This window comes from Bacillus sp. YP1, from assembly GCF_000877815.1.
GTDB lineage: Bacteria > Bacillota > Bacilli > Bacillales > Bacillaceae > Bacillus > Bacillus subtilis.
Genome location: NZ_CP010014.1, coordinates 3387054 through 3411931 on the forward strand (window position 1 = coordinate 3387054; position 24878 = coordinate 3411931).

A 24878-nucleotide genomic window follows, 5' to 3' on the forward strand; every position below is an offset into this window, starting at 1 on the left:
ATTATTCAATGACAGGCCGCGCAGGTGAATCAGGATCTAACGAAAAATCATAGGACGCTTCATCACGAAACATCGGATCGGCATATATGGATTGCTGATCGTTTTTTGTTGCTTTTCGATACGACGAAAATGAATCATATTCTTTCTTTTTCCACATCCATATGCCGTCTTGATCCGCTTCCTTGTGGTACACGTTATGATTGACCGTATTTCCTTCATTTTCTGTAAAATCGTTTCCGATAAATAATCTGGAATCACCAGCCGTCAATATATTCTTTTCAATTGTGTTGTTTTTCGTATCGTACTGCAGCAGCAGCTGTCCGCCGTACAGTCCCTTTGTGTCATTCCGGTACATAATATTGCGGGCAATCAGAGAATTGCTGGTGCCGCCCCGCTTTTTGTCATATCCTCCGATTGAAATACCGGTGTACGCATTGTTGTACACTTTGTTGTCTGTGATCTGAATGGCATTTGCATACTTTCCTTTGTGTTCAGACGTTGCTTCAATCCCAATATCGTTATCGTAAACTGTGTTGTTCTTAATTTCGATATCGTGTCCTCCATCGACATAAATCCCGCCCGCTGAGTATTCATCTCCATAAGCAGGATTGCCGTAAGTCGAGTTTTGATAAACTGTATTGTTTTCTACGACTCCGTTTCGCACGTAATCGTTTTTATCCGCGGTTCCCTCATAACCAATTAGATCAATCCCGATGTTATTATTGTTGCGGACCACATTGCCTGCAACTGTGAAGCCGTCGATATTACCGTTCAGCACAACTGCTTCACTCGCTCCAAGCGTCAGTTTCTCAACTGTATTGTCCTCGATTCGGATGTCTTTCATGCTGCCAGTCCCATAAACTGCGATTCCGTGAGCATTTCCTTCATCCGCTGTTGTCTTAATCCCCCGGATGTGATTATCCTTAATGGCGATATGACTGCTGGACCCTGATACATAAATCCCTATAGCAGTTGCTTCCTCAGATGAAACAGAAAGATCTTGAATTGTTAAACCGCTGATGGCAATGTCATGTTTATCGTGAATACGAATAAGCGGTGTTTCATATTCAGCGTCCGCAACGGATTCACCGCTAATCACGACGTTTTCATTTTCATAGTTTCGGAATGTGATAGGCTTTCCGTCCGTACCGCTGTGCTTTACTTCAAGGGTCTCATGATACGTGCCCTCCCGAATCATGACAGTTGTGCCGGCAGCAGCCTTCTCAGATGCGTGTGCCAATGTACGAAACGGCTTTTCTTTTGTTCCTTCATTTTGATCACTGCCATTTGGCGAAACATACAGATAATCCCCAGATCCTTCCTCATTCGCTTTTGTCTTATCATAAACGAAAGCGAGGATGACAGACGTTAAAACACCCGCCAAAAGAATAAAATACCATTTTCTCATTTTCGATTCCCATTTCGTTTTAGAATAGATTTCTAAAACCATTATAAATGTTCTATTTATGGAAAACCATTCAAAAATATGAAAATATACCGTCTAAATAGATCTTATTCAGCCTGGCTGACCTGCGCATGTTCAACCGTTTCAATTGCCAATGATGCAGGCGGGTGAACACGCATCAGAACAATGTAGAAAAGAAAGGAGATTAGCACACCTACAAACCAAGATATATCGTATAAGCTCTTCAATGCAGGAACATACATGCCAATCAGCGAAATCAGCGCCCCTAACATTGTGGCTGCAAACGCACGGTAATTGTAGCCCTTCCAATACACATACCGTCCTGTTTCGGAATACAGGTCATCTACCGAGAGCTCACGTTTGCGAATGATAAAATAGTCGGCCATCATCACGCCTGCCACCGGTCCAAGCATGCCGCCTATTAAGCCAAGAAACGCATACACGCTTGTCGCGCTCTCCATCAGCTTCCATGGAACCGTAAATAAAGCGAGCAACGCTGTGATAAAGCTGCCACGTTTGAAATTGATATATTTCGGCAGGGCATTCGCTATATCATAAGCGGGCGATACGATGTTCGCCGCGACATTTACAGAGATCGTGGCGATGCAGAGCGTGATCACGGACAAAACGATGACATAAGGGTTATCAAATCGCGCCAAAATATCGACAACATCCCAAATCGGCTCTCCGAACGCGACCTGCGAGCCGGAGGTCACCGTAATACTTGCGAATGCGAACAGCGCAAACGTTCCCGGTAAACCGTAAAATTGTCCTTTGATTTGCTCTTTTTGTGTTTCAGCAAAGCGTGTAAAATCAGGTATATTTAAGATCAACGTCGCCCAGATGCCGATGATGCCAGTAACTCCGGCAGCAAACGGCCAGAATGTTTCTGAAAACGTATGAAACTTTCCTGGTTGAGAGTATATCGGGCCCAATCCTCCGGCAATATCAACGGCCCACCATACCATGCCGCCAAATACCAGATATACTAAAGGCCCTGCCCACACCTCAAAACGTTTAATCGACTCCATGCCGTGATGCAATACGAGTAAATGAATGGCCCAAAAGAATACAAAGGAAAGCAAACCGGACAAGTGAATGCCGAGAATGTTCCACTCGCCGCCAATTTCTCCCCAGCCTGGCCACATATTCAAAAGCAAAATGTTCAGTGCCGTGCTACCCGCAAAGGTTTGGATGCCAAGCCACATGATAGCTGTAAACGCCCTTAGAAGCGCGGGGATATTCGCGCCGTATATCCCGTAAGAAGCCCGAATGATCACGGGAAACGGCAGCCCGTATTTTGTCCCCGCATGGCCGTTTAAGGCAAGAGCGCCAAATAGGATAAGTGATGCCGTAATAATGATCGCCAGCACCTGCCAAGGCGAAAGGCCGATCGCAATTAATCCTCCCACGGTCGCGTAGGTCGGTATGTTATGTATACATCCCATCCAAATGGAGGCAAAGTTCATTGCTTTCCACGTCCGTTTTTCCTGTCCCAAAGGCACCAGATCTTCATTGCTCAGCCTGTTGGATTGCTGCTGACTCTCTTTTAATTTCATAGCCGGCTCCCCTTTCCATATTGTCTATATGTCGTCACACGTTATGTTTTTTGACATTAGATGTCACTTAATATAACTGAAGAGTCAGACAATAACACTGGCTATGATATACAATTTTCCCGTTTGTATTTGAACAGCTTAAACAAGAAAAAGAGACAGACCTCAGAGCCCGTCTCTTTCTTAAGATGCAGTTTTCATTAATGCAGCAAATCTCACAGCCATTAACAGGCTTGCTCCGCCCGCTATAATCATAATGATTCCCATCATATCAAAATGGGCTGCCGTGATTTCTTTACCAAAAAGAATGCCAAGGATCACCGAAGACAAAATCGATCCTAGGTAACGGCAGGTTTGAAACAGGCCTGAAGTCGTTCCTACCATGTTGGAAGGACTCGTTTCCAGCATCGCTGCCTGAAGCGCGACATTGCCCAGTCCGTAGCCTATACCCAGGAGCGACAGAATGAGCCCTTTACCGATGGTCTGGACATTGATAAAAAAGATGGTTAAGAGCACGGCTCCAGCCGTCATCAAAAGTGCTCCCGCAAAGATCGGCTTGACGACACCAGATCGGTCGATCCATTTGCCGGTTAGAGGTGACACAACGATGCTCATTCCAGACATAAACAGCATAAACAGGCCGCTCGTTTGAACAGAAAGATGCATTTCATCCTGAAAGTAACTTGGCAAACCAAAAAATAAACAATAGAAGAAAACATTCAATAATATAAACTGAACATACACGGCTGACAGGTTTCGCTGTGTTTTAAACAGACGGACATCAATAAACGGCTTATCCGTTTTCAGCTCGCGCCAGACAAACGCACAGAGCAGAAGTAAGCCAAGCACACCTTCAACCGCATGCGGCGACGTGCTGAACGACAGCAAAAAGGATAGAAGGAAAATGATTCCCCCGGCAAATAAAACAATTCCAAGAATGTCGAGCTGCCGAATAATGGTTTTGATTCCTGCCCCTTTTTTCTGATCTTTCGGGAACATATACAGGCCCAATAAGAAGCTGAGGATAATAAACGGCAAATTAACGATAAAGATCGCCGGCCAGCCTCCCCATACAATCAAAAACCCGCCGACTGTCGGCCCCAGCGCCGTCATGGCGGACGCAAAAATAGAGAGTACAGCCAAGGCTGAAGCTTGGCGCTCATGAATATGATTCCGAATCAAGCCGACACCTGACGGATAAATCGCACTGCTCCCCACCGATTGAAACAGCCGCATGACCAATAATGTCATAAACGTCGGCGCAAACGGCGCTCCGATGGCAGAAACCGCAACAAGAATAAGCCCGAATAAAAACAAGCGTTTCCGCCCAATCAAATCACCGAGCTTTCCCGTTACGGGCTGCGCTACGGCACTCGCCAAGTAAAACGAGGAAATCAGCCAGGAAACCGTTGTAAACGAGAGGTGAAACTCATGCTGGATGCTATGGAGCGCAAGAGAGATCATAGACGAGTTCAGCGGATTCAGCATTGTTCCCGAAGCCACAGCTGTTAAAAAAACAGCTCGGCTTTTTTTCGATAACATCATTTCACTTGTTCCAGAAACTCTTCCGTTGTCCGCGATTTACCGATTCTCGGGAAAATAAAGCGCAGTGTGGCTTCATGCTCTTCATCGCTAAATGTGGACATGGCATCTGTAATAAAAATCTGCTGATAGCCAAGCTGAAATGCCTCCCGTGCTGTGCTTTCCACCCCGATATTCGTTGCGATGCCGCACAATACAATCGTATCAATGCCGCGACGTCTCAGCTGCAAGTCTAAATCTGTGCCAAAAAAAGCACCCCATTGCCGTTTTGTCACAGTATAATCGCCATCCTGCACACCGATTTCCGGAACAAATTCGGCCCAGTCCGCCGGCATTTCCCCTGAACCTCCCTGCGCAGGCTCATCCGTTTGCGGCTTCAGGGCGTCCGCTCCATCATGAAAGGCTACATTTACAAAGCTGATGAACCCGTTATGTTTCCGAAATTCATCTACGAGCTTTTTCGCGTTCGGGACAACCTGGCCGCTTTGATCAATCGGCACAATCCCCTTTTGTAAATCAATGATAACCAATGCTGTTTTTTGAAAATCAATGTTGAGTGTATTCATCATACGTCTCCTCCTGATACTGTTAGTGTTTCTCACATTGCATATTTTACTCTTCACACTGCCTAAGTTCTTTTATGATGCTTGTGAAATTCTCAGAAGGAGCGTTTTCTCATGATTTTTCTTTTATGTAGTAGTAACAGGTTGTGCATACGAACAAACCGGCAAGCACAGTAATCATAAGGGGCGTCATCACTTCATCACCTGCCTGCTGTCTATCGGTTCCTGCCTGAAAATGCCCATGAATTTGCGGCGGTCCATCCAAAGCAGGATAAGACACATAACCATTAATATCGTGCTAAGATCCTGCACGCCAATGTCAAAACAATAGTTAATCAAGACGATGTTCACAATAATGGGCATAAAAATAACCGCCCCTAATGCAGCCGTTCGCGGAATCAGTAATAAAACAGCTGCCAGGATTTCACCAAAACCTATAAACAGTTCATAGACATGAGAATAACCGAAAAATGTCCACGCGATCGTAAACCCCTTCCCGGCAGCCGCCTCGATTTCAGGCGTCACCTCGCCAAACTGGCCAATTACCACTTTCGCCAGACCGTACACGAAAAAATTAAAGGCTAAAAACAATCGGAACGTCGCGGGAATCGACTTGCGTACCGCTTTCCTCAGCCTGCCGCCTTTCTTCATCATACATCCCCCTCAGTGTATTATTTGATATAGTACACTTAATACAGTATATAGTATTCTAATTAATGTCAATTCCCTTTTCAGCTCATATGAATAGCTTCTTTTATAGATACAAAGTCTTATATCGTAAAAAATGCCATTCTCCTTTCTTTCCGTCCCTCGATAACATTCCTTAAAAACCATGTCAGGAAATCTTACATGAAAATGTTTTATCATTCTTTTTTCTCTATAATGAAGAAATATAATAATTGCTTTTTATTCTGAAAGATACGGAGGAATGAGACATGCAAATGGGCGATACAGTTTTTATGTTCTTTTGCGCTTTACTCGTGTGGCTGATGACCCCGGGATTAGCGTTATTTTATGGAGGAATGGTAAAGAGCAAAAATGTGCTGAGCACTGCCATGCACAGTTTCTCTTCCATTGCCATCGTTTCCATCGTTTGGGTGCTGTTCGGATATACACTTGCCTTCGCACCAGGCAATTCAATCATCGGCGGGCTGGAGTGGGCCGGCCTCAAAGGGGTCGGATTTGATCCGGGAGATTACAGCGATACCATCCCCCACTCGTTATTTATGATGTTCCAAATGACGTTTGCCGTTCTGACTACAGCGATTATTTCCGGGGCCTTCGCAGAGCGGATGCGATTCGGCGCTTTTCTTTTATTCTCGGTTTTATGGGCCTCTTTGGTTTACACACCCGTAGCGCACTGGGTATGGGGCGGCGGCTGGATCGGCCAGCTTGGAGCGCTCGATTTTGCTGGCGGCAATGTTGTTCATATTTCCTCCGGTGTGGCAGGACTTGTTCTTGCCATTGTGCTCGGCAAACGGAAAGACGGTACAGCGTCTTCTCCGCATAACCTCATTTACACCTTCTTAGGAGGAGCTTTGATTTGGTTCGGCTGGTTCGGCTTTAACGTCGGCAGCGCTTTGACTTTAGATGGTGTAGCCATGTACGCGTTCATCAACACAAACACCGCGGCTGCAGCCGGGATCGCCGGCTGGATCTTAGTAGAATGGATCATTAACAAAAAACCGACAATGCTCGGAGCGGTATCTGGGGCAATCGCCGGGCTTGTCGCCATTACGCCGGCTGCCGGATTTGTCACACCGTTCGCTTCCATTATTATCGGCATCATCGGCGGAGCTGTTTGTTTCTGGGGAGTATTCTCGCTTAAAAAGAAATTCGGATACGACGACGCGCTTGACGCCTTTGGCCTGCACGGGATCGGCGGCACATGGGGCGGAATCGCAACAGGATTATTCGCAACAACCTCTGTTAACTCAGCGGGCGCAGATGGGTTATTTTACGGTGATGCAAGCTTAATCTGGAAACAAATCGTCGCCATCGCCGCCACTTATGTTTTTGTATTTATTGTCACTTTCGTTATTATTAAATTTGTAAGCCTCTTCCTTCCCCTTCGCGCAACTGAAGAAGAAGAGTCACTTGGGCTTGACTTAACGATGCACGGGGAAAAAGCATATCAAGATTCTATGTGAGGAGTGACGCTATGAGCGGTCAAATGTTCAAGGTAGAAATTGTAACGCGTCCGGCAAATTTTGAAAAGCTGAAGCAGGAACTCGGAAAAATCGGAGTGACCTCTCTGACTTTCTCCAATGTACACGGCTGCGGCCTTCAAAAAGCACATACGGAGCTCTATCGAGGGGTAAAAATAGAAAGCAATGTATACGAGCGTTTAAAAATAGAAATCGTGGTCAGCAAGGTTCCTGTTGATCAAGTGACAGAGACCGCTAAAAGGGTGCTGAAAACGGGATCACCGGGTGACGGTAAAATATTTGTCTATGAAATCAGCAATACGATCAACATCCGCACAGGCGAAGAAGGACCTGAAGCACTTTAATATCGGTACGAGATTCGGACACTCCGGATCTCTTTTTTTGTGCACAGAATCCCCCCAGAAACCGCGATTCCTCTTCGAATTCTCTTCAAGCGCCGTTATTTCAGACAATCTCTATTTTTATTTGAAACTTTTCATGAGTAAGATTAGTCTACTAAATATAAAAATGTAAAAGGTGATTATTTGAACTACGAAATTTTTAAAGCAATCCATGGACTATCTCATCACAATTCAGTTCTCGATTCCATTATGGTCTTCATCACGGAATATGCCATTGTCGCCTATGCCCTTATCCTATTGGCAATCTGGCTGTTTGGGAACACACAAAGCAGAAAACATGTGCTATACGCAGGCATCACAGGAATTGCAGGCCTTGTGATCAACTATTTGATTACGCTTGTTTATTTCGAACCGCGCCCGTTCGTTGCGCATACAGTGCATACACTGATTCCGCATGCTGCGGATGCTTCATTTCCAAGTGACCACACGACAGGTGCATTAGCGATTTCTATTGCGATGCTTTTCAGAAACCGCAAAATCGGCTGGCCGCTTGTCATTTTTGGGCTTTTGACAGGCTTTTCGAGAATTTGGGTGGGACATCACTATCCGGTAGATGTATTGGGCAGCCTCGTTGTCGCCATCATTATCGGGTTCCTTTTCTTTAGATTTTCAGACCTGCTTCGCCCGTTCGTCGATTTGGTCGTGAGGATCTACGAAGCCATTATCAATAAACTGACGAAAAAACCAACCGATCAAAATTTCTAAGAAAGACAAAAGCCGGCGTCTGAAATCAAGACAGCCGGCTTTAATATTTTTCATACATCTCTTGTTTTCTTCGCTTCGCCAACACATATAAACCATAAAACAATCCAATACCAACAGCATCGATGAGCACATCCCGGATACAACCATTCCTGCTGAAGAAGAGCTGAAGAACTTCTGTGAAAAAAGCAAACGCGAACGAGCCGGCTGCAGCTGATCTTATGCTGCCCCGCTGTTTCCACAGCAAATAGGTCAGCACAAAGAAGGAAAACGCGTGCCCGATTTTTTGAATAAGCGCTTCAGGTATAGCAAGCTCTGTAAAATCCATGTCTAAAAAACGAGACATATCAGGGTGCGGCTGAAAATGAAAAGCCACCGTTTGTGACACGACCATGCCGCTGAAGCTTTCCGTACAGACAGAGAGCAGGATAAAAAAGATCCAGCCTGCGAGCAATAGGCGGTTCATGACATAACCTCCTTTATAACGTACGTGCCTACATGTAACTACATAGACGGTAAAACAAAGCAAAAAGTAACAGAAAAAAACGCCCATCACAAGGATAGACGTTTTCTTCATTAAGACTGTTCAGTGTCTTCTGTTGTGCTGCTTTCTTTAGAACCAGATTTGTCAGTTGAATCATCCTTTTTCTCACCGGATTTTTCTTCTGTTCCTTTTTCAGTTGATCCGTCCTTTTTCTCGGAAGATTGCTGAATGGATTCTTCTGTTTCTTGGGTGGCAGCTTTTTCTTCAGCAGCTGCTGCTTTTTCAATAGAAGAAACTGGTTTGTCCATAAAGTTTAACGGATTCATTGCGACCCCATCTTTACGGATTTCAAAGTGCACGTGGTTTCCGCTGTCTTCACTGTAAAGGTTCTTGCCAGATTTTCCGATCACTTGATTTTGTTTTACTTTGTCACCTTGCTCAACGCTTACTTCGGAAAGAGATTGATACACAGTCGATAAACCGTCGGCATGTTCTACTTCCACAACATATCCCAGCACTGGATCTTTTTCAGCTTTAACAACCGTACCGCTCAGAGAAGCAGAGACATCGAAATCTTTTCCGTCTTTCTCAGCTAAGTCAATTCCTTTGCTTAGGCTGTACGTGTTATTATAGGTAACGAGTGCTGCTTCTTTCTCTTCTTTTGCGGCATCGGTTTCATAGAACTTTTTCACAACAGAAACGTTTTCAGAATCAACAACCGGCATTGCGACATTTTCCATTGACTTTCCTACTTCAACTGCATCGTCGTTGTTGTCATATGCGGAGTTTCCGCCGTTATCAGCCAACTGATCCTTTACCTCATCATTTGATACTGATTGATACCAAAGGACAGCTGTTAAAATGACGGCCGCACTGACTAAGTAAATTGCAGGGAACACCCAGCGTTTACGAAAAAACTGCTGAAGTTTTTTGACTTGAGAAGTTTTCTTTTCTTCCTCTCTCATTGTTTCATCACCTCAGCAACATTCTGAACACTTTTCTGAAAATATATACAACCTATCCAAAAAAACTTTTTTAGATGTAGTTTGCACAGACTGAACGAAAATATGTATTTTTTTGAGAGGAGTGCCAAAAACGTATGAACATGACATTGCGTCTTGCTGAACATAAAGACTTGGAGGCTGTTGTGGCGATTTATAATTCAACGATTGCTTCTCGAATGGTAACAGCCGATACCGAACCGGTAACTCCTGAAGACCGGATGGAATGGTTTTTGGGACATACAGAGTCACGCCCGCTCTATGTGGCCGAGGACGAAAACGGAAACGTCGCTGCCTGGATCAGCTTTGAAACATTTTATGGAAGGCCAGCCTATAATAAAACAGCGGAGGTCAGCATATACATTGACGAAGCATGCCGCGGCAAAGGTGTTGGATCATATTTGCTTCAAGAAGCGCTCCGCATTGCCCCGAATCTTGGCATCCGCTCACTTATGGCCTTCATTTTCGGGCATAATAAACCAAGCCTGAAGCTGTTTGAAAAGCACGGGTTTGCAGAATGGGGACTATTCCCCGGCATCGCCGAAATGGACGGGAAAAGATACGATTTAAAAATTTTAGGGAGAGAGCTTTCATGATTAGTCTGGATAAAGATGAAAACGAAATTGAAAATCATAATGAAGAAAATAGCCTTGTTGAACAGGAGACTGCACCTGTTGAACAGGAGACCCGCCAGCTGAGCGCCTCCGCTGTCAAGTCGCTATCCGACATTGCCAAGTGGGGCAAAATTTCTGGCATCTTGTTAATCATTATGGGATCGCTTGTCACTCTGTCTGCTTTGATGACAGTGATTGGCGCCATCCCGGGCGTACTGCTCATTATATCAGGCGTATTTTTGATGCGCTCAGCAAAAGCAGCCGCGGAAACCGAAGGAAATCTAGCCGGCAGCGCTGGCGAAAGCATGCTTGAAAATTACGGGACATTTATAAAAATGCAGCTGTTTTATGCAGCATCTAGTATCGTTACTGTCCTGATCGGGATCATTGTAGCCATTTTCGTGCTGGTGGTAATCGGCATTGCTGCTTTTGAGAACACGCCTTCGTATGATGATCCGGATTCTTATTATTATGAGGATGATCCGGTGTTTGAATAATGATGAGACAGGACAGGGCATGAGTTCCATATAAACGGAACCATGCCTATTTTATTTGACTATTCAAAGCAGGCCGGCGTAAACACCAAATCCTGAAGCAAGCATACAATAGACATCTCTAGTAGAGGAAATCAACAAAGCAACGCTGTTACCCAGAAATGAATATCAAAAAAACGGATGAAGTCGGAATCAATCCGAAACCGCACTTTTTATTTCGGGTGTCTGCATGCAAAAAAACACACCTGGATCGTCTGGAAAAACTCAACAATCCGGGTGCAGCTCTTCTTTAATACATTTTTTTGCGTCTGTCTTCCTCAGTCAAAAATTCAACAAAACTCCGCATCGCAAAAGGCTCTTCCTTTATTTGTCGTGCGTAGGAGCTTTTCCGCTCTTCTGAAAGGATTTCGCTCTTTTTGATCCTGTTCAGCATATAGATGTGAACCGTTTTTTGGATTTGTTTATGCTGATAGCCTGCCTCTTTAAAAAATGCGAGCCCGAGCGCCGCCAAAAGGGCGAATATGCCTGCGCTGATCAGGGACTCCCTGTCAGCTGAAGCATGAAATAGAAAAGCAGCTAAATTAAAGAGAGAGAATGCAGCAAGCGGAATAGCAAGAAAACGGTAAATGACGGTTTTTTTCATGAAAGGCTGTACGGCCTTTTGAATTTTTTGCATTTCTGTTTTGATGAACCCCGGCATTTGTTCGACTCTGTAAAAGTTCATATAATCCTCCCCCTTTATTTGATGTTTCAAGCTTCACGAACGTTATCATATGTGTTTATTTTAACGCAGGTGCAAGCTGGTTTTAAAGAAATCTGCCCGTATTTTTCACGAAGAATCTGGATCGCCGCTCTTTATTCTTTTAAAATGTGAGTGTTATAATTTGTAATGGGAATCAGATCACTGTTATTCATGGAATACTAATGGCAATCTTCTTGATAAATATGAATGAGCGGGGTTACAAAGTGAGTATTTCTTCCATCCTTTTATCACTTTTTTTCATTTTAAATATTCTTTTGGCCATCATTGTCATCTTCAAAGAACGGCGCGATGCCAGTGCATCTTGGGCGTGGCTGCTTGTTCTTTTCTTTATTCCCGTTTTAGGCTTTATTTTATACTTATTATTCGGCCATAATCTCAGACGCAAGCATTTGTTTCAATGGGAAGACCGGAAAAAGATTGGAATTGAAAGGCTGCTGAAGCATCAGCTTGAAGATTTAGAAACCAAGCAATTTCAGTTTAACAACCGGGCAACCTTTGATAACAAAGATTTAATTTATATGCTGATTATGAATAACCATGCTGTGTTTACAGAGGATAATTCAGTTGACGTCATTACAGATGGACGGGATAAATTTCAGCGGCTGCTGAGTGACATTTCAAAGGCTAAGGATCATATCCATTTACAGTATTATATTTATAAAGGCGATGAATTAGGCAAAAAATTGCGGGACGCTCTCATCCAAAAGGCGAAAGAAGGTGTTCAGGTCAGAGTGCTTTATGATGAACTCGGGTCCAGAACGCTGAGAAAAAAGTTTTTTAAAGAGCTTCGCGAGGCTGGCGGGCATGTGGAGGTCTTTTTCCCGTCAAAGCTCAGGCCGATTAACCTGCGGCTGAATTACCGGAACCATCGAAAGCTTGTGATCATAGACGGTATGACCGGTTATGTCGGAGGCTTTAACGTCGGAGATGAGTATCTAGGGCTTAATCCGAAATTCGGTTATTGGCGGGATACGCATATCCGGCTGCAAGGAACGGCCGTGCACGCCATCCAAACACGGTTCATCCTTGACTGGAACCAAGCTTCTCATCACCATACGCTGACATATATTCCAAATCACTTTCCTGATTACGGCCCAAAAGGCAACGTCGGGATGCAGATTGTCACAAGCGGCCCTGATTCGGAATGGGAACAAATTAAAAATGGCTACATCAAAATGATTTCGAACGCCAAGCGTTCCATTTTGATACAAACACCTTATTTTATCCCAGATGCAAGCCTGCTGGATGCTTTAAGGATCGCTTGCCTTTCGGGCATTGACGTTAACATTATGATTCCGAACAAGCCCGATCATGCCTTTGTATACTGGGCAACACTTTCGTATATCGGCGATCTGCTGAAAGCCGGAGCCACTGTCTATATTTACGATAACGGCTTTATTCACGCGAAAACCATCGTGGTGGATGACGAAATCGCTTCAGTCGGCACAGCGAACATTGATGTCCGAAGCTTCAGGCTGAATTTTGAGGTTAATGCATTTATATACGATATCACCATTGCTAAAAAACTGGTTTCAACTTTTAAAGAAGATTTGCTAGTATCCAGAAAATTCACCTATGAGGAGTATCTGCAGCGCCCGTTGTGGATTCGAATAAAAGAATCCGTCTCGCGGCTGTTGTCGCCGATCTTATAAGATGTGCAAACCCCCGGCCTTTACGGCCGGGGGTTTTCCTGATGGTCACAGTAAATGATGATCGCCTCCCGCAAAAAAGCGGCAAGACCTTCTCCATATTGATTGATTGAATCGGTAAATCGCTCGTCAGTGATATACACTTCCCCGAGTCCTCTGAAAATGTCGAGTGTGCAATCGTAATGATATTGGCAAATATGATCGCGAAATGCCCCCACTGCGGCCTGAACCTCTGCATCATCGGGCCCATGTTTCATTCGCGCCGCAATTCGTCTGTAAATCGAATCAAATTCAGCCATGATCGTGCGCCAATCATCTGCCGAGTATGCAGATGTCCTTTTCTCTGTTTCTTCTGCGATTTCCTTACCATACAGCTTTCTGACTTCGTCAGCGTATGTCTGCTGATGCTCTTCAATGTCTTTCATGCTTAATCCGGCAAATAAATCTCTCTTATTCATCGTTTCCCCTCCATCAACGGACAAAAGCGTCCTGTCAATTGTTTGAATCATCTCATCCATTCTTTGTTTTTTCTTCATCAATATCTCCTTTTGCGACTGAAGTGCCGCTTTCCGGTCAAAATTCGGATGATCCAGCATCTCCTTAATCTCATCCAGACGAAACCCGATTTCCTTGAAAAATAAAATCTGCTGCAGTCTTTCCAGGTCTGCGTCACTGTACAAACGATACCCAGCATCAGTAAGCGCTGAAGGATTCAGAAGCCCAATATTGTCATAGTGATGAAGCGTCCGAATGCTAACGCCTGATATCTCCGCCACTTGTTTAACTTGATATTTCATACATAACACCTCCTCTTTTTTATCGTAAACAATCACGCAACGTTAGGGTCAATCCCCAAAATGTTATTTTCTATATACAAAACTTCTCACAAATAGTGTATAAAAGAAAAGTGAGTATTTTTTTGTAAAGGGGAGCCAGTATACATGAATCCTGAAACAATGAACAAAACCCTCATCAGCATTTCGAAATGGGGAAAAGCTACAGGCATTTTATTTATTATTATGGGCGCAATTACCGCGCTTTCAGGCGCGTTCATTTTTCTAATCGGTGCCGTGCCAGGCGTACTGCAAATTATTTCCGGTATCTTTTTGATGAGGTCAGCTAGGGAAGCAGGCCAAATGGCTGAACACAATAGCGGACAGTCTGAAGACTTAATGCTGGAGAATTACGCGAAATTCGTAAAGATGCAAGGGATTTATTTGATCGTAAGCATTGCTGTATCCATTCTTGCGATTATCGCCTTCTTCATCTTTTTAATGCTTGGGATTGCTGACGGCCTTTTCAGCGATACGTACAGCACTTATTAATGAGAAAAACCCGGAGCTGGCTCCGGGTTTTTTATTATTCCGCTTCGCTTACCACTGTGAAGCGTTCATTTTTGTGTTCGGGATGTTCAAGCTCGTCCAACACGGCAATGGCATAATCTGCATAGCTGATATAGCTGTCGCCTTTTGCATTTACGATGACATTGTCTTTTCCTTTTTGGTAAGAGCCAGTCCGTTTTCCTGCCGGATCAAAAAATGCCGCAGGACTGAGGAACGTCCAGGAAATGGAGTCTGTCTGCTGCAAATCTTTCAGGTTCTCGCCTTGATTTGATGCAGTTGGCAAATATTCTTTCGGAAATTCCGGCGTATCCATTAAACGGGTTGTTTTGGCTTCATCAACAAACAGGCTTCCCGCTCCTCCAACAACAAGCAATCTTGTGCGCTTCGCGTCCTTTAAGATGTTGATGAGTGCTCTTCCTGCTTCAACATGAAGATGTTCCTGGCCGGGTGCTGCTCCAAAAGCGTTTACGACTGCGTCGAAAGGCTTGATGTCTTCCGCAGTCAGTTCAAACACATCTTTTTCCAAAACCGCTACGTCCTGCCCCTGCACTTTTGAAGCGTTTCTGACGATGGCTGTCACTTCATGGCCTCTTGTTTTCGCTTCTTTCAAAATCTCGTTTCCCGCTTTCCCGCTTGCGCCGATAATACCAATTTTCATTTTTCATTTCCTCCTTATTTGTAACAATTTTAGTTACATGTTAGCGGTGAGAAGTCATCCCTTTTGATTAAAAGAGATGATTCATAACATCTTTTAATGACTTGCTTGCCAGTTCATTTTCCATCGCTCTTTGCACACTTTCAAACGTTTCATCCAGAGCGTTCTGAATTTTTTTCCCTACCGGACATTTCGGATTCGGGTTTTCATGAACCGCAAAGAGTTCTTCTTGCTTTTGGACAGCCCGGTACACTTCTAAAAGAGAAATATCAGCAGGATCTTTTTTGAGGCTTGCACCCGGCACCCCGGCGCGTGATGTGAGAATATCAGCTTTTTTCAGCAGGCTGATCATTCTTCGCACAACTACCGGATTCGTGTTGACACTGTCTGCAATGATTTCTGAAGATGTTTTTTCATCCATCGAGATGAGGGATAAAATATGAATGGCAACAGCAAGACGGCTGTTAATCATGTTTTTTCACCACCGTTGTAACTATAATAGTTACATTTGATTCGTTTGTCAACATCTAATATACACTAAATACACGGGTTTTGTGCACCGTTTTTAGTCAATAGAACGGCCGGATGCACTCCGGCCGCGTCTTATCAGAATAAGAAATATCTTTGTCCAAGTGGGACATAATCGACAGGCTGGCAAGACAATTCCTCCCCGTCAGCAAAGACCTGATAGGTTTTTGGATCAATCTCAATCTTCGGCAAAGCCGAATTCAGCTTCATATCCAGCTTGCTCAGCTTTCTGATATTTTTGACTGGAGAAATCCTTTTTTCCAGCCCTAAGCTTTCCGCCACACCACGCTCTATGCTTGCCTGAGACATAAATGTAATCGAGGTTGAACGGTTGGCTTTTCCGTAAGACGCATACATTTGGCGCATGAAAACCGGTTCAGGAGTCGGGATGGACGCGTTCGGATCTCCCATTTGCGCACGTGCAATCATGCCGCCCTTTAAGACCAGTTCCGGTTTTACGCCGAAAAATACCGGGTCCCACAGAACGAGATCAGCAAGCTTCCCTTTTTCCACCGAGCCGACTTCATGGCTGAGCCCGTGCGTAATTGCCGGATTAATCGTGTATTTGGCAATGTACCGTTTTGCGCGTACATTGTCATTTCCGTTTTCGCCGGCAAGAGCGCCGCGCTGTTTTTTCATTTTATCGGCTACCTGCCATGTTCGGATGATCACTTCACCGACCCGCCCCATCGCTTGGGAATCCGATGATGTCATGCTGATCGCACCGATATCATGGAGAATATCCTCCGCGGCAATCGTCGCAGCCCTGATTCTGGAATGGCTGAACGCCACATCTTCAGGCACTTTCGCATCTAAATGGTGGCAGACCATCATCATGTCAAGATGCTCATCCATCGTATTAACGGTATAAGGAATGGTTGGCGTTGTAGATGACGGCAGAATGTTCGCGTAAGAGGCGAGCTTCATAATATCCGGGGCATGGCCGCCGCCTGCACCTTCAATGTGATAAGTATGAATGACCCGGTCCCCGATTGCGTCGAGCGTGTTTTCCAAAAAGCCCGCTTCGTTAATCGTATCGGTATGGATGGCAACTTGAATATCAGTCTCGTCCACGACTTCCATACACGTTTTAATGGCGCTTGGCGTCGTGCCCCAGTCTTCATGAAGCTTAAGGCCGATGGCGCCTGCTTCCACCTGCTCGATCAGCGGCGCTTTATCGGATGCATTCCCTTTCCCTAAGAAGCCGACATTGATCGGAAACTCCTCGGCCGCTTCCAGCATCCTTGCCATATACCACGCGCCGGATGTACATGTTGTCGCTTTGCTTCCTGTAGCGGGTCCTGTTCCGCCTCCCAAAAGGGTTGTCACACCTGAAGAAAGCGCAACTTCCATCTGCTGAGGACAAATAAAATGAATGTGCGTGTCCACTCCCCCGGCTGTTAAAATTTTGCCTTCACCGGAAATCACCTCTGTCCCCGCTCCTATGACCATGTGCGGATCGACTCCATCCATGATATCAGGATTTCCGCTTTTTCCGACACCGACAATCCGGCCGTCTTTCACACCGACATCCGCTTTGACAATGCCTGTGTAATCCAATAGCACGACGTTGGTGATAACCAAATCCAAAGCGCCGTCCTTCCCTGTGATTCTGCCGTTTTGGCCCATGCCGTCGCGGATAGTTTTTCCGCCGCCAAAGATCATTTCTTCACCATATACTGTGAAATCCCTTTCGACTTCGATCCATAAATCCGTGTCGCCCAATCTGATTTTATCGCCCGTTGTCGGGCCAAACAGTTCCGCATATTCCTCCCGTGACATTTTCATCGGATTACACCCTCCATCCAGCCGGCTTGTTTTAAGTTGGCCAACGTTTTTTCTTTGCCGCGTTCATCGATAAACGTGTCGGCCATTCCGTTCAGCCCTCTAATTGTCTTGCGTCCTCTGATTTCCACTAGTGAGACCGTTTTCTGCTCTCCAGGCTCAAAACGGACCGACGTGCCTGATGGAACATCAAGACGCATGCCGATCGCCAGCTCACGGTCAAATAATAAAGCCCCGTTGGCCTCCGCAAAATGAAAATGCGAACCGACTTGAATGGAGCGTGATCCGGTGTTTTTTACCGTTACCTCCCGTATCTCACGCCCTTCATTAATCGTAATGGTTCCCTCAACAATTTGAAATGCTCCCGGCTTCATGACTTCACCTCCGCAGAAATTGGCTGATGTACCGTAACAAGCTTTACTCCATCCGGAAATGTGGCCTCCACCTGAATGCTGTCAAGCATCTCAGGCACCCCCTCCATCACATCTTTTTCCGTTAATACATGGCGGCCGGCTTCCATCAGCTCTGCTACTCCCTTCCCATCACGTGCGCCTTCCATAATAAAGCAGGTGATATAAGCAGCAGCCTCAGGATAGTTCAGCAGAACGCCCCGCGCCTTTCGCTGTTTGGCTAATTCCCCCGCTGCAAAAATGAGCAATTTTTCTTGTTCAACCGGTGTCAGTTTCATCTGTAGTCCTCCTTCTTTTGTCATATAAAGCAGATGCGGCTACTACGAATTTGCGGAACAGTCAGGCGGGACATCACCTCCCTTTCTTCGAGAATGGGGGTCATACGGAAAGATGCCTTTCAAAGCGGCATGCCGTTTCTTCATCAGCCTTGCCATGGTCAACAACCGTTCCCCTGTCGATTACAGAAAGATAGTCAGCACAGATTAACGCGTTTTCCAGACTGCGCTCGACTAAGATAACAAATGTCTTTTTTTCTGGAAATTTCTATAATAACTTGTCTGACTAGTTCGACAATTAAAATCTGAATTCCTTCCAATTGTTTATTAAGTAAAATATTTTTCAGATTTACCATCAGCGCTCTGGCGATTGCAAGCTGCTGCTGTTGGCCGCCTTTTCGCTTTGAACAAACGTTTGATTAAAATAAATAGCCCCCCTGTTTAGCCGGAAGCAGGCCTATGGAGTGGATGGCCGACTCCATTTCGGCCTAATACAGCGACAATCTGCCCCGGGCGAAGCTAAGGCTGTGCAAAACCATCGATTGATCATAACCAGACGTTATATTCCTGATGGCAGCCCGTTGTTTTGCTCCGCAACCGGAAGCATGGCATGGAGTCCAGTCTGAGGCGCCGTCCTCCACGATACCGAGAACCCGACTATTGCCATTAACTCCGCATCATGGACGGTCAATTCGCTGATCGCCACCGTTCCTCTTAACGAGTGAAGAAATCCGGCCCTCATTGAACGAATCCCCGCTTGTGTCGATATCAACTGTTTTTTCGCACTCCCGTTGCTTCCGACACTTTCTTCGGTGCAGTACATTCCGTCATCAAAACCCCTTTGTTTGATTTCTTCAAATGATGTTATAAAAGTTTACAACTTATGTCATTATTATATAGAAGAGGCCTATTAATTCAAAGAATATTTAAAAAATTTAGTTACATTGACCAAATCAGCTTCTTTTTTTGTTATATTTATTCACATCAGAAAAAGCGAACAAAAAAAGACAAGAAACATTTCGTTTCCTGCCTCTTCCGTACGATTAATCTTTATCTGAAAATTTATCCTTGGCTTTCCCGATATCCTTTTGGATTTCGCCTTTTGCCTTATCTTTTTTGCCTTCAGCCTGCATGTCCGTTTTGTCAGCCATATCTCCGACTTTATCCTTCACTTCTCCTTTGGCTTTATTGAAGCCGCCCTTCATTTTGTCTTTTACACTATCGTTACCCATGTTAATTCTCCCCTCTCAATTATGTGTGTACTTGTTACCTTCCCGATCTGAGAGGCAATAAACATTCTAATGTTATTTATCGATTTCGTAGCGCTCTCCGTAACGGAGCACCTTGTATATCGCCAGCCCGTCTGATGACTTTTTCTCCGAATATCGGACCGGCAGCAGGGCAAAAAACACATAATACGTAGAAAAATAGACAAACTGATAGAAAAACACATTCGGCTTTAATACACTGTGTATAATCAGCAGATTGATTGCAAAAATCGTGATGAGGTTAAACAAGCAGCCCCCTGCATACACGAGTGCATTTGAGAATCGATTGTCAATTTTCAACTCCCCGTACCGGCAAAAAGAATCGATAAAATAAATCGTTCTGAACCGTATGGGTCCAATTTTAAGCAGCGTTTTTCCCATGCCTATATCCAACGATCCCTTTCCGCCAAAAATAAAAGCCATAAAGCTGTGCCCTGAAACATGTATAATCTGTACAAGCGGCAGAACAATGAGGAAAGACCACAGAAACTTCACCATATCATTAAAACCAAACATTGAATTCCCCCTCACATGCATATCTGCATCCCAAAACGGCTTTTGTTCAAAAAACAGTGCTGTAGCGATTTTTCCTGTTCTCCCCGGAAATAAACGTTCCGATGCTCCCCTTTTTTTGCATAAAAAAAACCATCTGCCAGCAGATGGTTTTGTCTCATACTTCATATAAACAATCGTTCCTTTGAATCATCTCTCTCATGCTGACCGCTTTTTCATAAAAATACACCGCTTCTTTATATTGTTCGCGATGACTGAAATAAGAGGCAGCATCTAAAGCAAATTCTTCAATATATACATACAGGCCCTTTTCTTCCATATAATCAAATACTTCTTGAATCATATTCAAATTGACAGATTCCACATATAATGCCTGCAGAAATTTATATTTTGCCAGACTGAAGAAGTCGTTTCGTTTTTGGGCAATGGCAATCCCTTTTTCATAGTACCGTATCGCGGCTTCGCTATCTTGTTTTTTGAAAAGAACGCGAGTCAGGCTGAAGAGCGCTTTTGGAAGCTGTTCCAGCTGATAATCCTCGAAGACAGGAAGCGCTTTTTCAAAGTATTCGGCGGCCTGATCCAGCTCCCCCTTGTCATCATAGCAATTACCAATATTATAAAGGGCTGATCCGATCAAACGGGGCTGTCCTTCCAATAAAGCAAGGCGATACGCGTCATCTAAATGTTCAAGCGCTTTTTCATAATTTCTGTAGTCAATGTAGTTTCCTGATATGACGAAATGGCATTGAATTCTTCTGACTCTGTAAAAATCGTGAGCCTTATACGTCTCCAGCGCCTGTACAGCATGGTTCATGGAAAAGTGCGTCTGCTTCATAATATAAAAGACTTCCGCCACTTTAAAATGAAATTCCGCTCTTTCAATTTCATCTTCTACAAACGCAAGCATCTTCTCAGCTTTCCGATAAAAGGATATAGCCGAGATGTAATTGTTCTGTTCAAATTCGTACATTCCTCTAAACAAGTGAAAATAATACTCAGATAATCCGGAGATGCTGTCCTGATTGCTTTCCAGCGTTTTGATCAATTCACGATATTGAAGCTGAGATTCCTCGTGCAGGTCAGGCTTTACATAATCCAGCATAATTTGGTGCCGGTAGCTGATCAGCTGATAATACAGGAGAAGCAGCTGATCCTCTTCCATCTGTTCGATATCTAGATCAATTTCTTCTTTCAGCTTTACGGCATCAGCCACTTGAAATGCTAAAATGTGCTTATACCACTTATTGATTTTCACTCCTACTTGAGATGACGGGATCTCGTACGCGGCCATGCCCCTCCAACCCTTTCTATTTTCTAATTGGTTATATTTTATCATAATGTATGGCTTTGGAATTAAATTTTCTTACAATGATTCCTTCTTTATGCCTATCCTTATATATTTCGGTTTTTCTACGTATTTTTTGCACTCGGATTCTAATAAAAAAGCTTACCGGACAGTGCCGATAAGCTTTTGACTTCAAATTAACCGCCAATATAAGACATTTCCACTTTCTTTTTGCCAGATGCTTTTGATAGCGTACGATCGACTGAATACTGATCGATCCGATTTTTCCATACTGTCCCGATCATTTCTGATAGTTCGTCATCACTTAATTCCTGGCGAACCGGAGCTCTGAGGTCAAATCCGCTTGAAGCGAATAAGCAGGTAAACAGCTCTCCTCTCGCAGAAAGACGGGCTCTGTTGCAAGATCCGCAGAATGCATCAGATACAGATGATATGACGCCAATTTCTCCGGAGCCGTCCAAGTAGCGGAATCTGGAAGCCACTTCGCCTATATAATTAGGCGCTATCGGCTCAACCGGCATGTGTTTATTGATCAAATCTATGATTTCCGCCTTTGTCATGACGTCTTTCTTTTCCCATTGGTTGGTGTTGCCTACGTCCATAAATTCAATGAATCTCAGGATATGCCCTTTTTCTTTAAAATAACGGGCCATAGGCAGTATATCTTTTTCATTGACGCCTTTTTGAACGACCATATTGATTTTAACACCGAGCCCCGCTTGCTTCGCCGCTTCAATGCCTTCCAGCACCTTGCTGACAGAAACACCGCGCCCGTTTATCTTCTTAAAACGCTCGTCTTCTAAAGAATCAAGGCTGATCGTAACCCTTTTCAGCCCAGCCTCCTTGAGCCTCTTAGCATAAACAGGCAGCAGTGATCCGTTTGTCGTCATCGCGATGTCACGAATACCCGGTATGCGGGTCAGTTTTTTGATTAATTCCGGCATATCCTTTCTCATGAGGGGCTCTCCGCCGGTCAAGCGGATTTTTTCAACGCCAAATCTTGTGACAAACAATGTCGCAAGCCGTTCCAGCTCCTCAAATGAAAGCAGCTCCTCTTTCTTTAAAAAAGGATAATCCGGGCCGAATAATTCGGCGGGCATACAGTACGTGCATCGGAAGTTGCAGCGGTCTGTAACAGAAATGCGAAGGTCTCTCAGCGGTCTGTTTCTTTTATCCAACATCTGACGCGACTCTGTAATCATAGCTACAGCCCCTTCCTACTCCCTGATTCTCTCAGGGTGTGTATATACATTAAATGATCCGTTTCTGACAAATCCAATCGCTGTGATATTCAATTCTTCAGCCATTTGAATCGCAAGCTCCGTCGGGGCCGATTTGGAAATGACAATCGACACGCCGATTTTGGCCGCTTTTAACAGGACCTCTGATGAGATTCTGCCGCTGAACACAATCAGTTTGTCGCGTACGGACATCCCGTTTAGAAGGCAGTGTCCGTATAGTTTATCAAGTGCGTTGTGCCGACCGATATCGGTGCGCATCAACAGAAGCTTCTCTGTGTCGCAAAGCGCCGCATTATGGACGCCTCCCGTATCCTGAAACGTCCCGCTCCCTTGCTGCATGTCTTTCATAAGCGCCAGACATGCCTCAGGCGATATCTTGATTTGGCTGACAGCCGTCTTGGCTGTTTTGACATCCTGCTGAAAATAAAAATGACGGCCCTTTCCGCAGCATGAGCCGATCACCCGTTTCGTATAATCCTTTTGATCCAATGTCTCAGGGTGAACGAGGTCGACATATACAAAACCGAGACTTTCATCTATTGTAAACCTTTTAATTTCTTTTTGAAATCGTATAACACCCTCTGATGCGAGAAATCCGATGACAAGCTCTTCGATATGCTCAGGCGTACAAACGAGCGTCACAAATTCACTGCCATTCAGTATTACTGTCAAAGGGAATTCCGTCACCATCCGGTCTTCTACTTTGCTTATTTCCCCTTGTTCATAGCGCCATACATCCCTGACCGCAGTTACTTTATCGTTCAATGTCTCTTCCCCTCCGCAATGTTCCTGCCTTTATATTTTTTCACACTCCTCGGATTTTGTCGAATTCTGAGACACAAAAAGAGCCCTCTATATAAAGGGCTTTCACAGGATGTGATGACGGCGGTGTTTAGGCAGGGCGCCTAAGCATTTAGCCGCCGTTCCTTTTACCAATGTGCATTGACAACGAACGCGGGGTTTGTCGACACGCTGAGAGCCCTCTATATAAAGGACTCTATGTTTGATTATGCTGATTCTTTTTCAGAACCGTAAACAGCACAATAGCTGCGATCAAGGTGAGAATGCTGACAAAAAAGAAGGCTGCCAGTTTTAGAAGAACACCAAGCAATATGAATGCAACGGTGGCTATAAGAAAAATCATTCCGAATAATTTCATATGTTCAACCCCTTTTTAGGGTATGATTCCCGCCCAAATTGTTTTTAAACCAATAAAAAAAGGCGACTGGGGGAGCGCCTGATCTTTAGGTTCCTTACTCAGTAAATTTTTGTGCTTCTTTTTCCCAAGCCTGTTCGAACTCATCCGCACTGTTCGCTGAAATATATTCTCCACCGCCAGCGACAGCTGCTTGTTTCATCTCTTCATTACCCTTGACATCAAAGTTGAAGCCAATGATGTTTACAATCGTATCCACATTTGATGCACGGAGCTTTTCGATTTCTGCCGCAGGGTCTCCGCCGCACGTTTCTTCACCGTCAGTGATTAAATACACCACGTTTTTCCCGTCTGCGTCAAATGCTTCAAATTCTTTTCTTGTGTCTGCAAGTGCTTTGGCAATCGGTGTCCATCCAGTCGGCTTGAGCTCACTCAATGAATTGTCAAACAGAGACCCTTCATATGGATGAAGGCCGTAAATGGTTTCCGTCGTACTGCACGAAAGGGCTTTACCGGACAGTTTATTGTTCCCTGCATGCCCGAAAACGCGAAGCATAAGATTTGTATCCTTCGGAAGAAGTTCGGCAAAAGATTTTACTGATTTTTTGGCAATGTCTATTTTGCGCTCTCCTCCTGTTTTTTGAACCATGCTTCCGCTTCCGTCAAACAAAACAGCTACATTTGTATCAGCCTGTTTCTCAGCGGCAAAAGACGGGGAGGCAATGGAAACAGTCAACAATCCAATGATACCGGCAGCCAGCAATTTTTTCATATGATTACTTCCTTTCTTTTTCATATTTTCCAACTATATGTTGGATTCTTCTTTATGCTAGAATACGAAAATGCAAAAAGATATAGGACATGCTGCCTTTTGTGCTGCTTTCACGATCTGTCCAAAATCGCTTGAAATGCCGTTCATTTTTAGCCATTTCCGCCCAGAAAGCATAAACAGCTTGTGTGATCATTCATTCTTTTTTCGCCTTGATTATGACAGAAAAACGGAAATCTGCTACTATGCTACAGGCAGACAGCTAA

The 24878-nt window shown here is 44.5% G+C and carries 32 protein-coding genes; 8 read left to right on the forward strand and 24 right to left on the reverse strand.

The window, feature by feature from the left end; genetic code table 11:
- Position 1 precedes the first annotated feature (1 nt).
- The 5 genes from QF06_RS16630 to QF06_RS16650 all read right to left on the reverse strand — a co-directional run bounded on the left by QF06_RS16630 (position 2) and on the right by QF06_RS16650 (position 5741).
- On the reverse strand, positions 2-1408 hold the full coding sequence (locus tag QF06_RS16630) for a right-handed parallel beta-helix repeat-containing protein (protein WP_041850431.1): 1407 nt from the start codon (positions 1406-1408) through the stop codon (positions 2-4).
- Positions 1409-1512: 104 nt separating this feature from the next.
- Entirely contained in the window at positions 1513-2985 is a 1473-nt protein-coding gene (pucI, locus tag QF06_RS16635; protein WP_014481153.1) for an allantoin permease, read from the reverse strand.
- A gap of 180 nt (positions 2986-3165) precedes the next feature.
- Complete coding sequence (locus QF06_RS16640; RefSeq protein WP_032727108.1) at positions 3166-4524, reverse strand: MFS transporter; 1359 nt, start codon at positions 4522-4524, stop codon at positions 3166-3168.
- A complete protein-coding gene (locus QF06_RS16645) occupies positions 4524-5093 on the reverse strand; it encodes a hydrolase (protein ID WP_003227761.1) in 570 nt (189 codons plus the stop codon). The genes QF06_RS16640 and QF06_RS16645 overlap by 1 nt, the downstream gene beginning before the upstream one ends.
- A gap of 186 nt (positions 5094-5279) precedes the next feature.
- The gene (locus QF06_RS16650) at positions 5280-5741 is read right to left on the reverse strand and encodes a hypothetical protein (protein WP_072175615.1); all 462 of its coding nucleotides are present in this window, start codon (positions 5739-5741) and stop codon (positions 5280-5282) included.
- A 281-nt stretch (positions 5742-6022) separates the two neighbouring features.
- Between QF06_RS16650 and amtB the strand changes: the two genes are divergently transcribed.
- The 3 genes from amtB to bcrC all read left to right on the forward strand — a co-directional run bounded on the left by amtB (position 6023) and on the right by bcrC (position 8361).
- Positions 6023-7237, forward strand: coding sequence for an ammonium transporter AmtB (amtB, locus tag QF06_RS16655; RefSeq protein ID WP_015251031.1), 1215 nt, complete (start codon positions 6023-6025; stop codon positions 7235-7237).
- Positions 7238-7248: 11 nt separating this feature from the next.
- Positions 7249-7599, forward strand: coding sequence for a P-II family nitrogen regulator (locus tag QF06_RS16660; RefSeq protein ID WP_003221829.1), 351 nt, complete (start codon positions 7249-7251; stop codon positions 7597-7599).
- Between the two features lie 180 nt (positions 7600-7779).
- Positions 7780-8361, forward strand: coding sequence for an undecaprenyl-diphosphate phosphatase BcrC (gene bcrC / locus QF06_RS16665; RefSeq protein WP_003243362.1), 582 nt, complete (start codon positions 7780-7782; stop codon positions 8359-8361).
- A gap of 40 nt (positions 8362-8401) precedes the next feature.
- On the opposite strand, the gene QF06_RS16670 is transcribed toward bcrC, so the two are convergent.
- Together QF06_RS16670 and spoIIQ are read right to left on the reverse strand one after the other, a co-directional pair.
- Complete coding sequence (locus QF06_RS16670) at positions 8402-8824, reverse strand: VanZ family protein (protein ID WP_029726047.1); 423 nt, start codon at positions 8822-8824, stop codon at positions 8402-8404.
- Positions 8825-8934: 110 nt separating this feature from the next.
- A complete protein-coding gene (spoIIQ, locus tag QF06_RS16675; protein ID WP_014481160.1) occupies positions 8935-9807 on the reverse strand; it encodes a stage II sporulation protein SpoIIQ in 873 nt (290 codons plus the stop codon).
- A 140-nt stretch (positions 9808-9947) separates the two neighbouring features.
- On the opposite strand from spoIIQ, the gene QF06_RS16680 reads away from it, so the two are divergent.
- From QF06_RS16680 to QF06_RS21920, 3 genes are all read left to right on the forward strand, one after another.
- Entirely contained in the window at positions 9948-10439 is a 492-nt protein-coding gene (locus tag QF06_RS16680; protein WP_072692832.1) for a GNAT family N-acetyltransferase, read from the forward strand.
- A complete protein-coding gene (locus tag QF06_RS16685) occupies positions 10436-10954 on the forward strand; it encodes a DUF5362 family protein (protein ID WP_033884923.1) in 519 nt (172 codons plus the stop codon). Before QF06_RS16680 ends, QF06_RS16685 begins: the two co-directional genes overlap by 4 nt.
- 158 nt (positions 10955-11112) lie before the next feature.
- Complete coding sequence (locus QF06_RS21920; RefSeq protein WP_032729201.1) at positions 11113-11244, forward strand: hypothetical protein; 132 nt, start codon at positions 11113-11115, stop codon at positions 11242-11244.
- Here the strand turns inward: QF06_RS21920 and QF06_RS16690 are convergent.
- Complete coding sequence (locus tag QF06_RS16690; RefSeq protein WP_003244359.1) at positions 11241-11675, reverse strand: DUF5392 family protein; 435 nt, start codon at positions 11673-11675, stop codon at positions 11241-11243. The genes QF06_RS21920 and QF06_RS16690 overlap by 4 nt on opposite strands.
- A gap of 242 nt (positions 11676-11917) precedes the next feature.
- On the opposite strand from QF06_RS16690, the gene cls reads away from it, so the two are divergent.
- Positions 11918-13366 carry a cardiolipin synthase gene (gene cls, locus QF06_RS16695; protein ID WP_003243311.1) on the forward strand — a complete coding sequence of 483 codons (1449 nt, stop codon included), beginning with the start codon at positions 11918-11920 and terminating at the stop codon, positions 13364-13366.
- Between the two features lie 20 nt (positions 13367-13386).
- Here the strand turns inward: cls and mta are convergent, their stop codons facing one another.
- Positions 13387-14160 (reverse strand): transcriptional activator Mta, encoded by a 774-nt coding sequence (gene mta / locus QF06_RS16700; protein WP_043940212.1) that lies wholly within the window; start codon positions 14158-14160, stop codon positions 13387-13389.
- A 144-nt stretch (positions 14161-14304) separates the two neighbouring features.
- On the opposite strand from mta, the gene QF06_RS16705 reads away from it, so the two are divergent.
- Positions 14305-14688: a DUF5362 family protein gene (locus QF06_RS16705; protein WP_014478231.1), complete on the forward strand. Its 384-nt coding sequence runs from the start codon at positions 14305-14307 to the stop codon at positions 14686-14688.
- A 34-nt stretch (positions 14689-14722) separates the two neighbouring features.
- Here QF06_RS16705 and QF06_RS16710 read toward each other — a convergent pair whose 3' ends face one another.
- The 15 genes from QF06_RS16710 to QF06_RS21930 all read right to left on the reverse strand — a co-directional run bounded on the left by QF06_RS16710 (position 14723) and on the right by QF06_RS21930 (position 24808).
- Entirely contained in the window at positions 14723-15364 is a 642-nt protein-coding gene (locus QF06_RS16710) for an NAD(P)-dependent oxidoreductase (protein ID WP_029318720.1), read from the reverse strand.
- A gap of 67 nt (positions 15365-15431) precedes the next feature.
- Complete coding sequence (locus QF06_RS16715; protein ID WP_003227734.1) at positions 15432-15833, reverse strand: Rrf2 family transcriptional regulator; 402 nt, start codon at positions 15831-15833, stop codon at positions 15432-15434.
- A gap of 134 nt (positions 15834-15967) precedes the next feature.
- Entirely contained in the window at positions 15968-17677 is a 1710-nt protein-coding gene (ureC, locus tag QF06_RS16720) for an urease subunit alpha (protein ID WP_015714862.1), read from the reverse strand.
- Positions 17674-18048: an urease subunit beta gene (gene ureB, locus QF06_RS16725; RefSeq protein ID WP_041850426.1), complete on the reverse strand. Its 375-nt coding sequence runs from the start codon at positions 18046-18048 to the stop codon at positions 17674-17676. The genes ureC and ureB overlap by 4 nt, the downstream gene beginning before the upstream one ends.
- Complete coding sequence (gene ureA, locus QF06_RS16730) at positions 18045-18362, reverse strand: urease subunit gamma (protein WP_003227724.1); 318 nt, start codon at positions 18360-18362, stop codon at positions 18045-18047. The genes ureB and ureA overlap by 4 nt, the downstream gene beginning before the upstream one ends.
- A 194-nt stretch (positions 18363-18556) precedes the next feature.
- A complete protein-coding gene (locus QF06_RS21925; RefSeq protein WP_120363539.1) occupies positions 18557-18715 on the reverse strand; it encodes a hypothetical protein in 159 nt (52 codons plus the stop codon).
- Between the two features lie 203 nt (positions 18716-18918).
- Positions 18919-19182, reverse strand: a complete 264-nt coding sequence (locus tag QF06_RS16735; protein WP_231573524.1) for an ABC transporter — start codon at positions 19180-19182, stop codon at positions 18919-18921.
- Between the two features lie 220 nt (positions 19183-19402).
- Entirely contained in the window at positions 19403-19591 is a 189-nt protein-coding gene (csbD, locus tag QF06_RS16740; protein WP_015251021.1) for a stress response protein CsbD, read from the reverse strand.
- Between the two features lie 72 nt (positions 19592-19663).
- Positions 19664-20143 carry a hypothetical protein gene (locus QF06_RS16745; protein ID WP_003244390.1) on the reverse strand — a complete coding sequence of 160 codons (480 nt, stop codon included), beginning with the start codon at positions 20141-20143 and terminating at the stop codon, positions 19664-19666.
- A gap of 154 nt (positions 20144-20297) precedes the next feature.
- The gene (gene rapB, locus QF06_RS16750; protein WP_003227715.1) at positions 20298-21431 is read right to left on the reverse strand and encodes a response regulator aspartate phosphatase RapB; all 1134 of its coding nucleotides are present in this window, start codon (positions 21429-21431) and stop codon (positions 20298-20300) included.
- Positions 21432-21622: 191 nt separating this feature from the next.
- On the reverse strand, positions 21623-22648 hold the full coding sequence (gene moaA, locus QF06_RS16755; RefSeq protein ID WP_043940213.1) for a GTP 3',8-cyclase MoaA: 1026 nt from the start codon (positions 22646-22648) through the stop codon (positions 21623-21625).
- A 15-nt stretch (positions 22649-22663) separates the two neighbouring features.
- On the reverse strand, positions 22664-23452 hold the full coding sequence (gene fdhD, locus QF06_RS16760) for a formate dehydrogenase accessory sulfurtransferase FdhD (protein WP_003227709.1): 789 nt from the start codon (positions 23450-23452) through the stop codon (positions 22664-22666).
- A gap of 232 nt (positions 23453-23684) precedes the next feature.
- A complete protein-coding gene (locus QF06_RS21545) occupies positions 23685-23846 on the reverse strand; it encodes a hypothetical protein (RefSeq protein ID WP_003227706.1) in 162 nt (53 codons plus the stop codon).
- 94 nt (positions 23847-23940) lie between these two features.
- Positions 23941-24615 (reverse strand): vWA domain-containing protein, encoded by a 675-nt coding sequence (locus QF06_RS16765; protein WP_003243553.1) that lies wholly within the window; start codon positions 24613-24615, stop codon positions 23941-23943.
- A gap of 52 nt (positions 24616-24667) precedes the next feature.
- A complete protein-coding gene (locus QF06_RS21930; RefSeq protein WP_003227702.1) occupies positions 24668-24808 on the reverse strand; it encodes a hypothetical protein in 141 nt (46 codons plus the stop codon).
- Positions 24809-24878 lie beyond the last annotated feature (70 nt).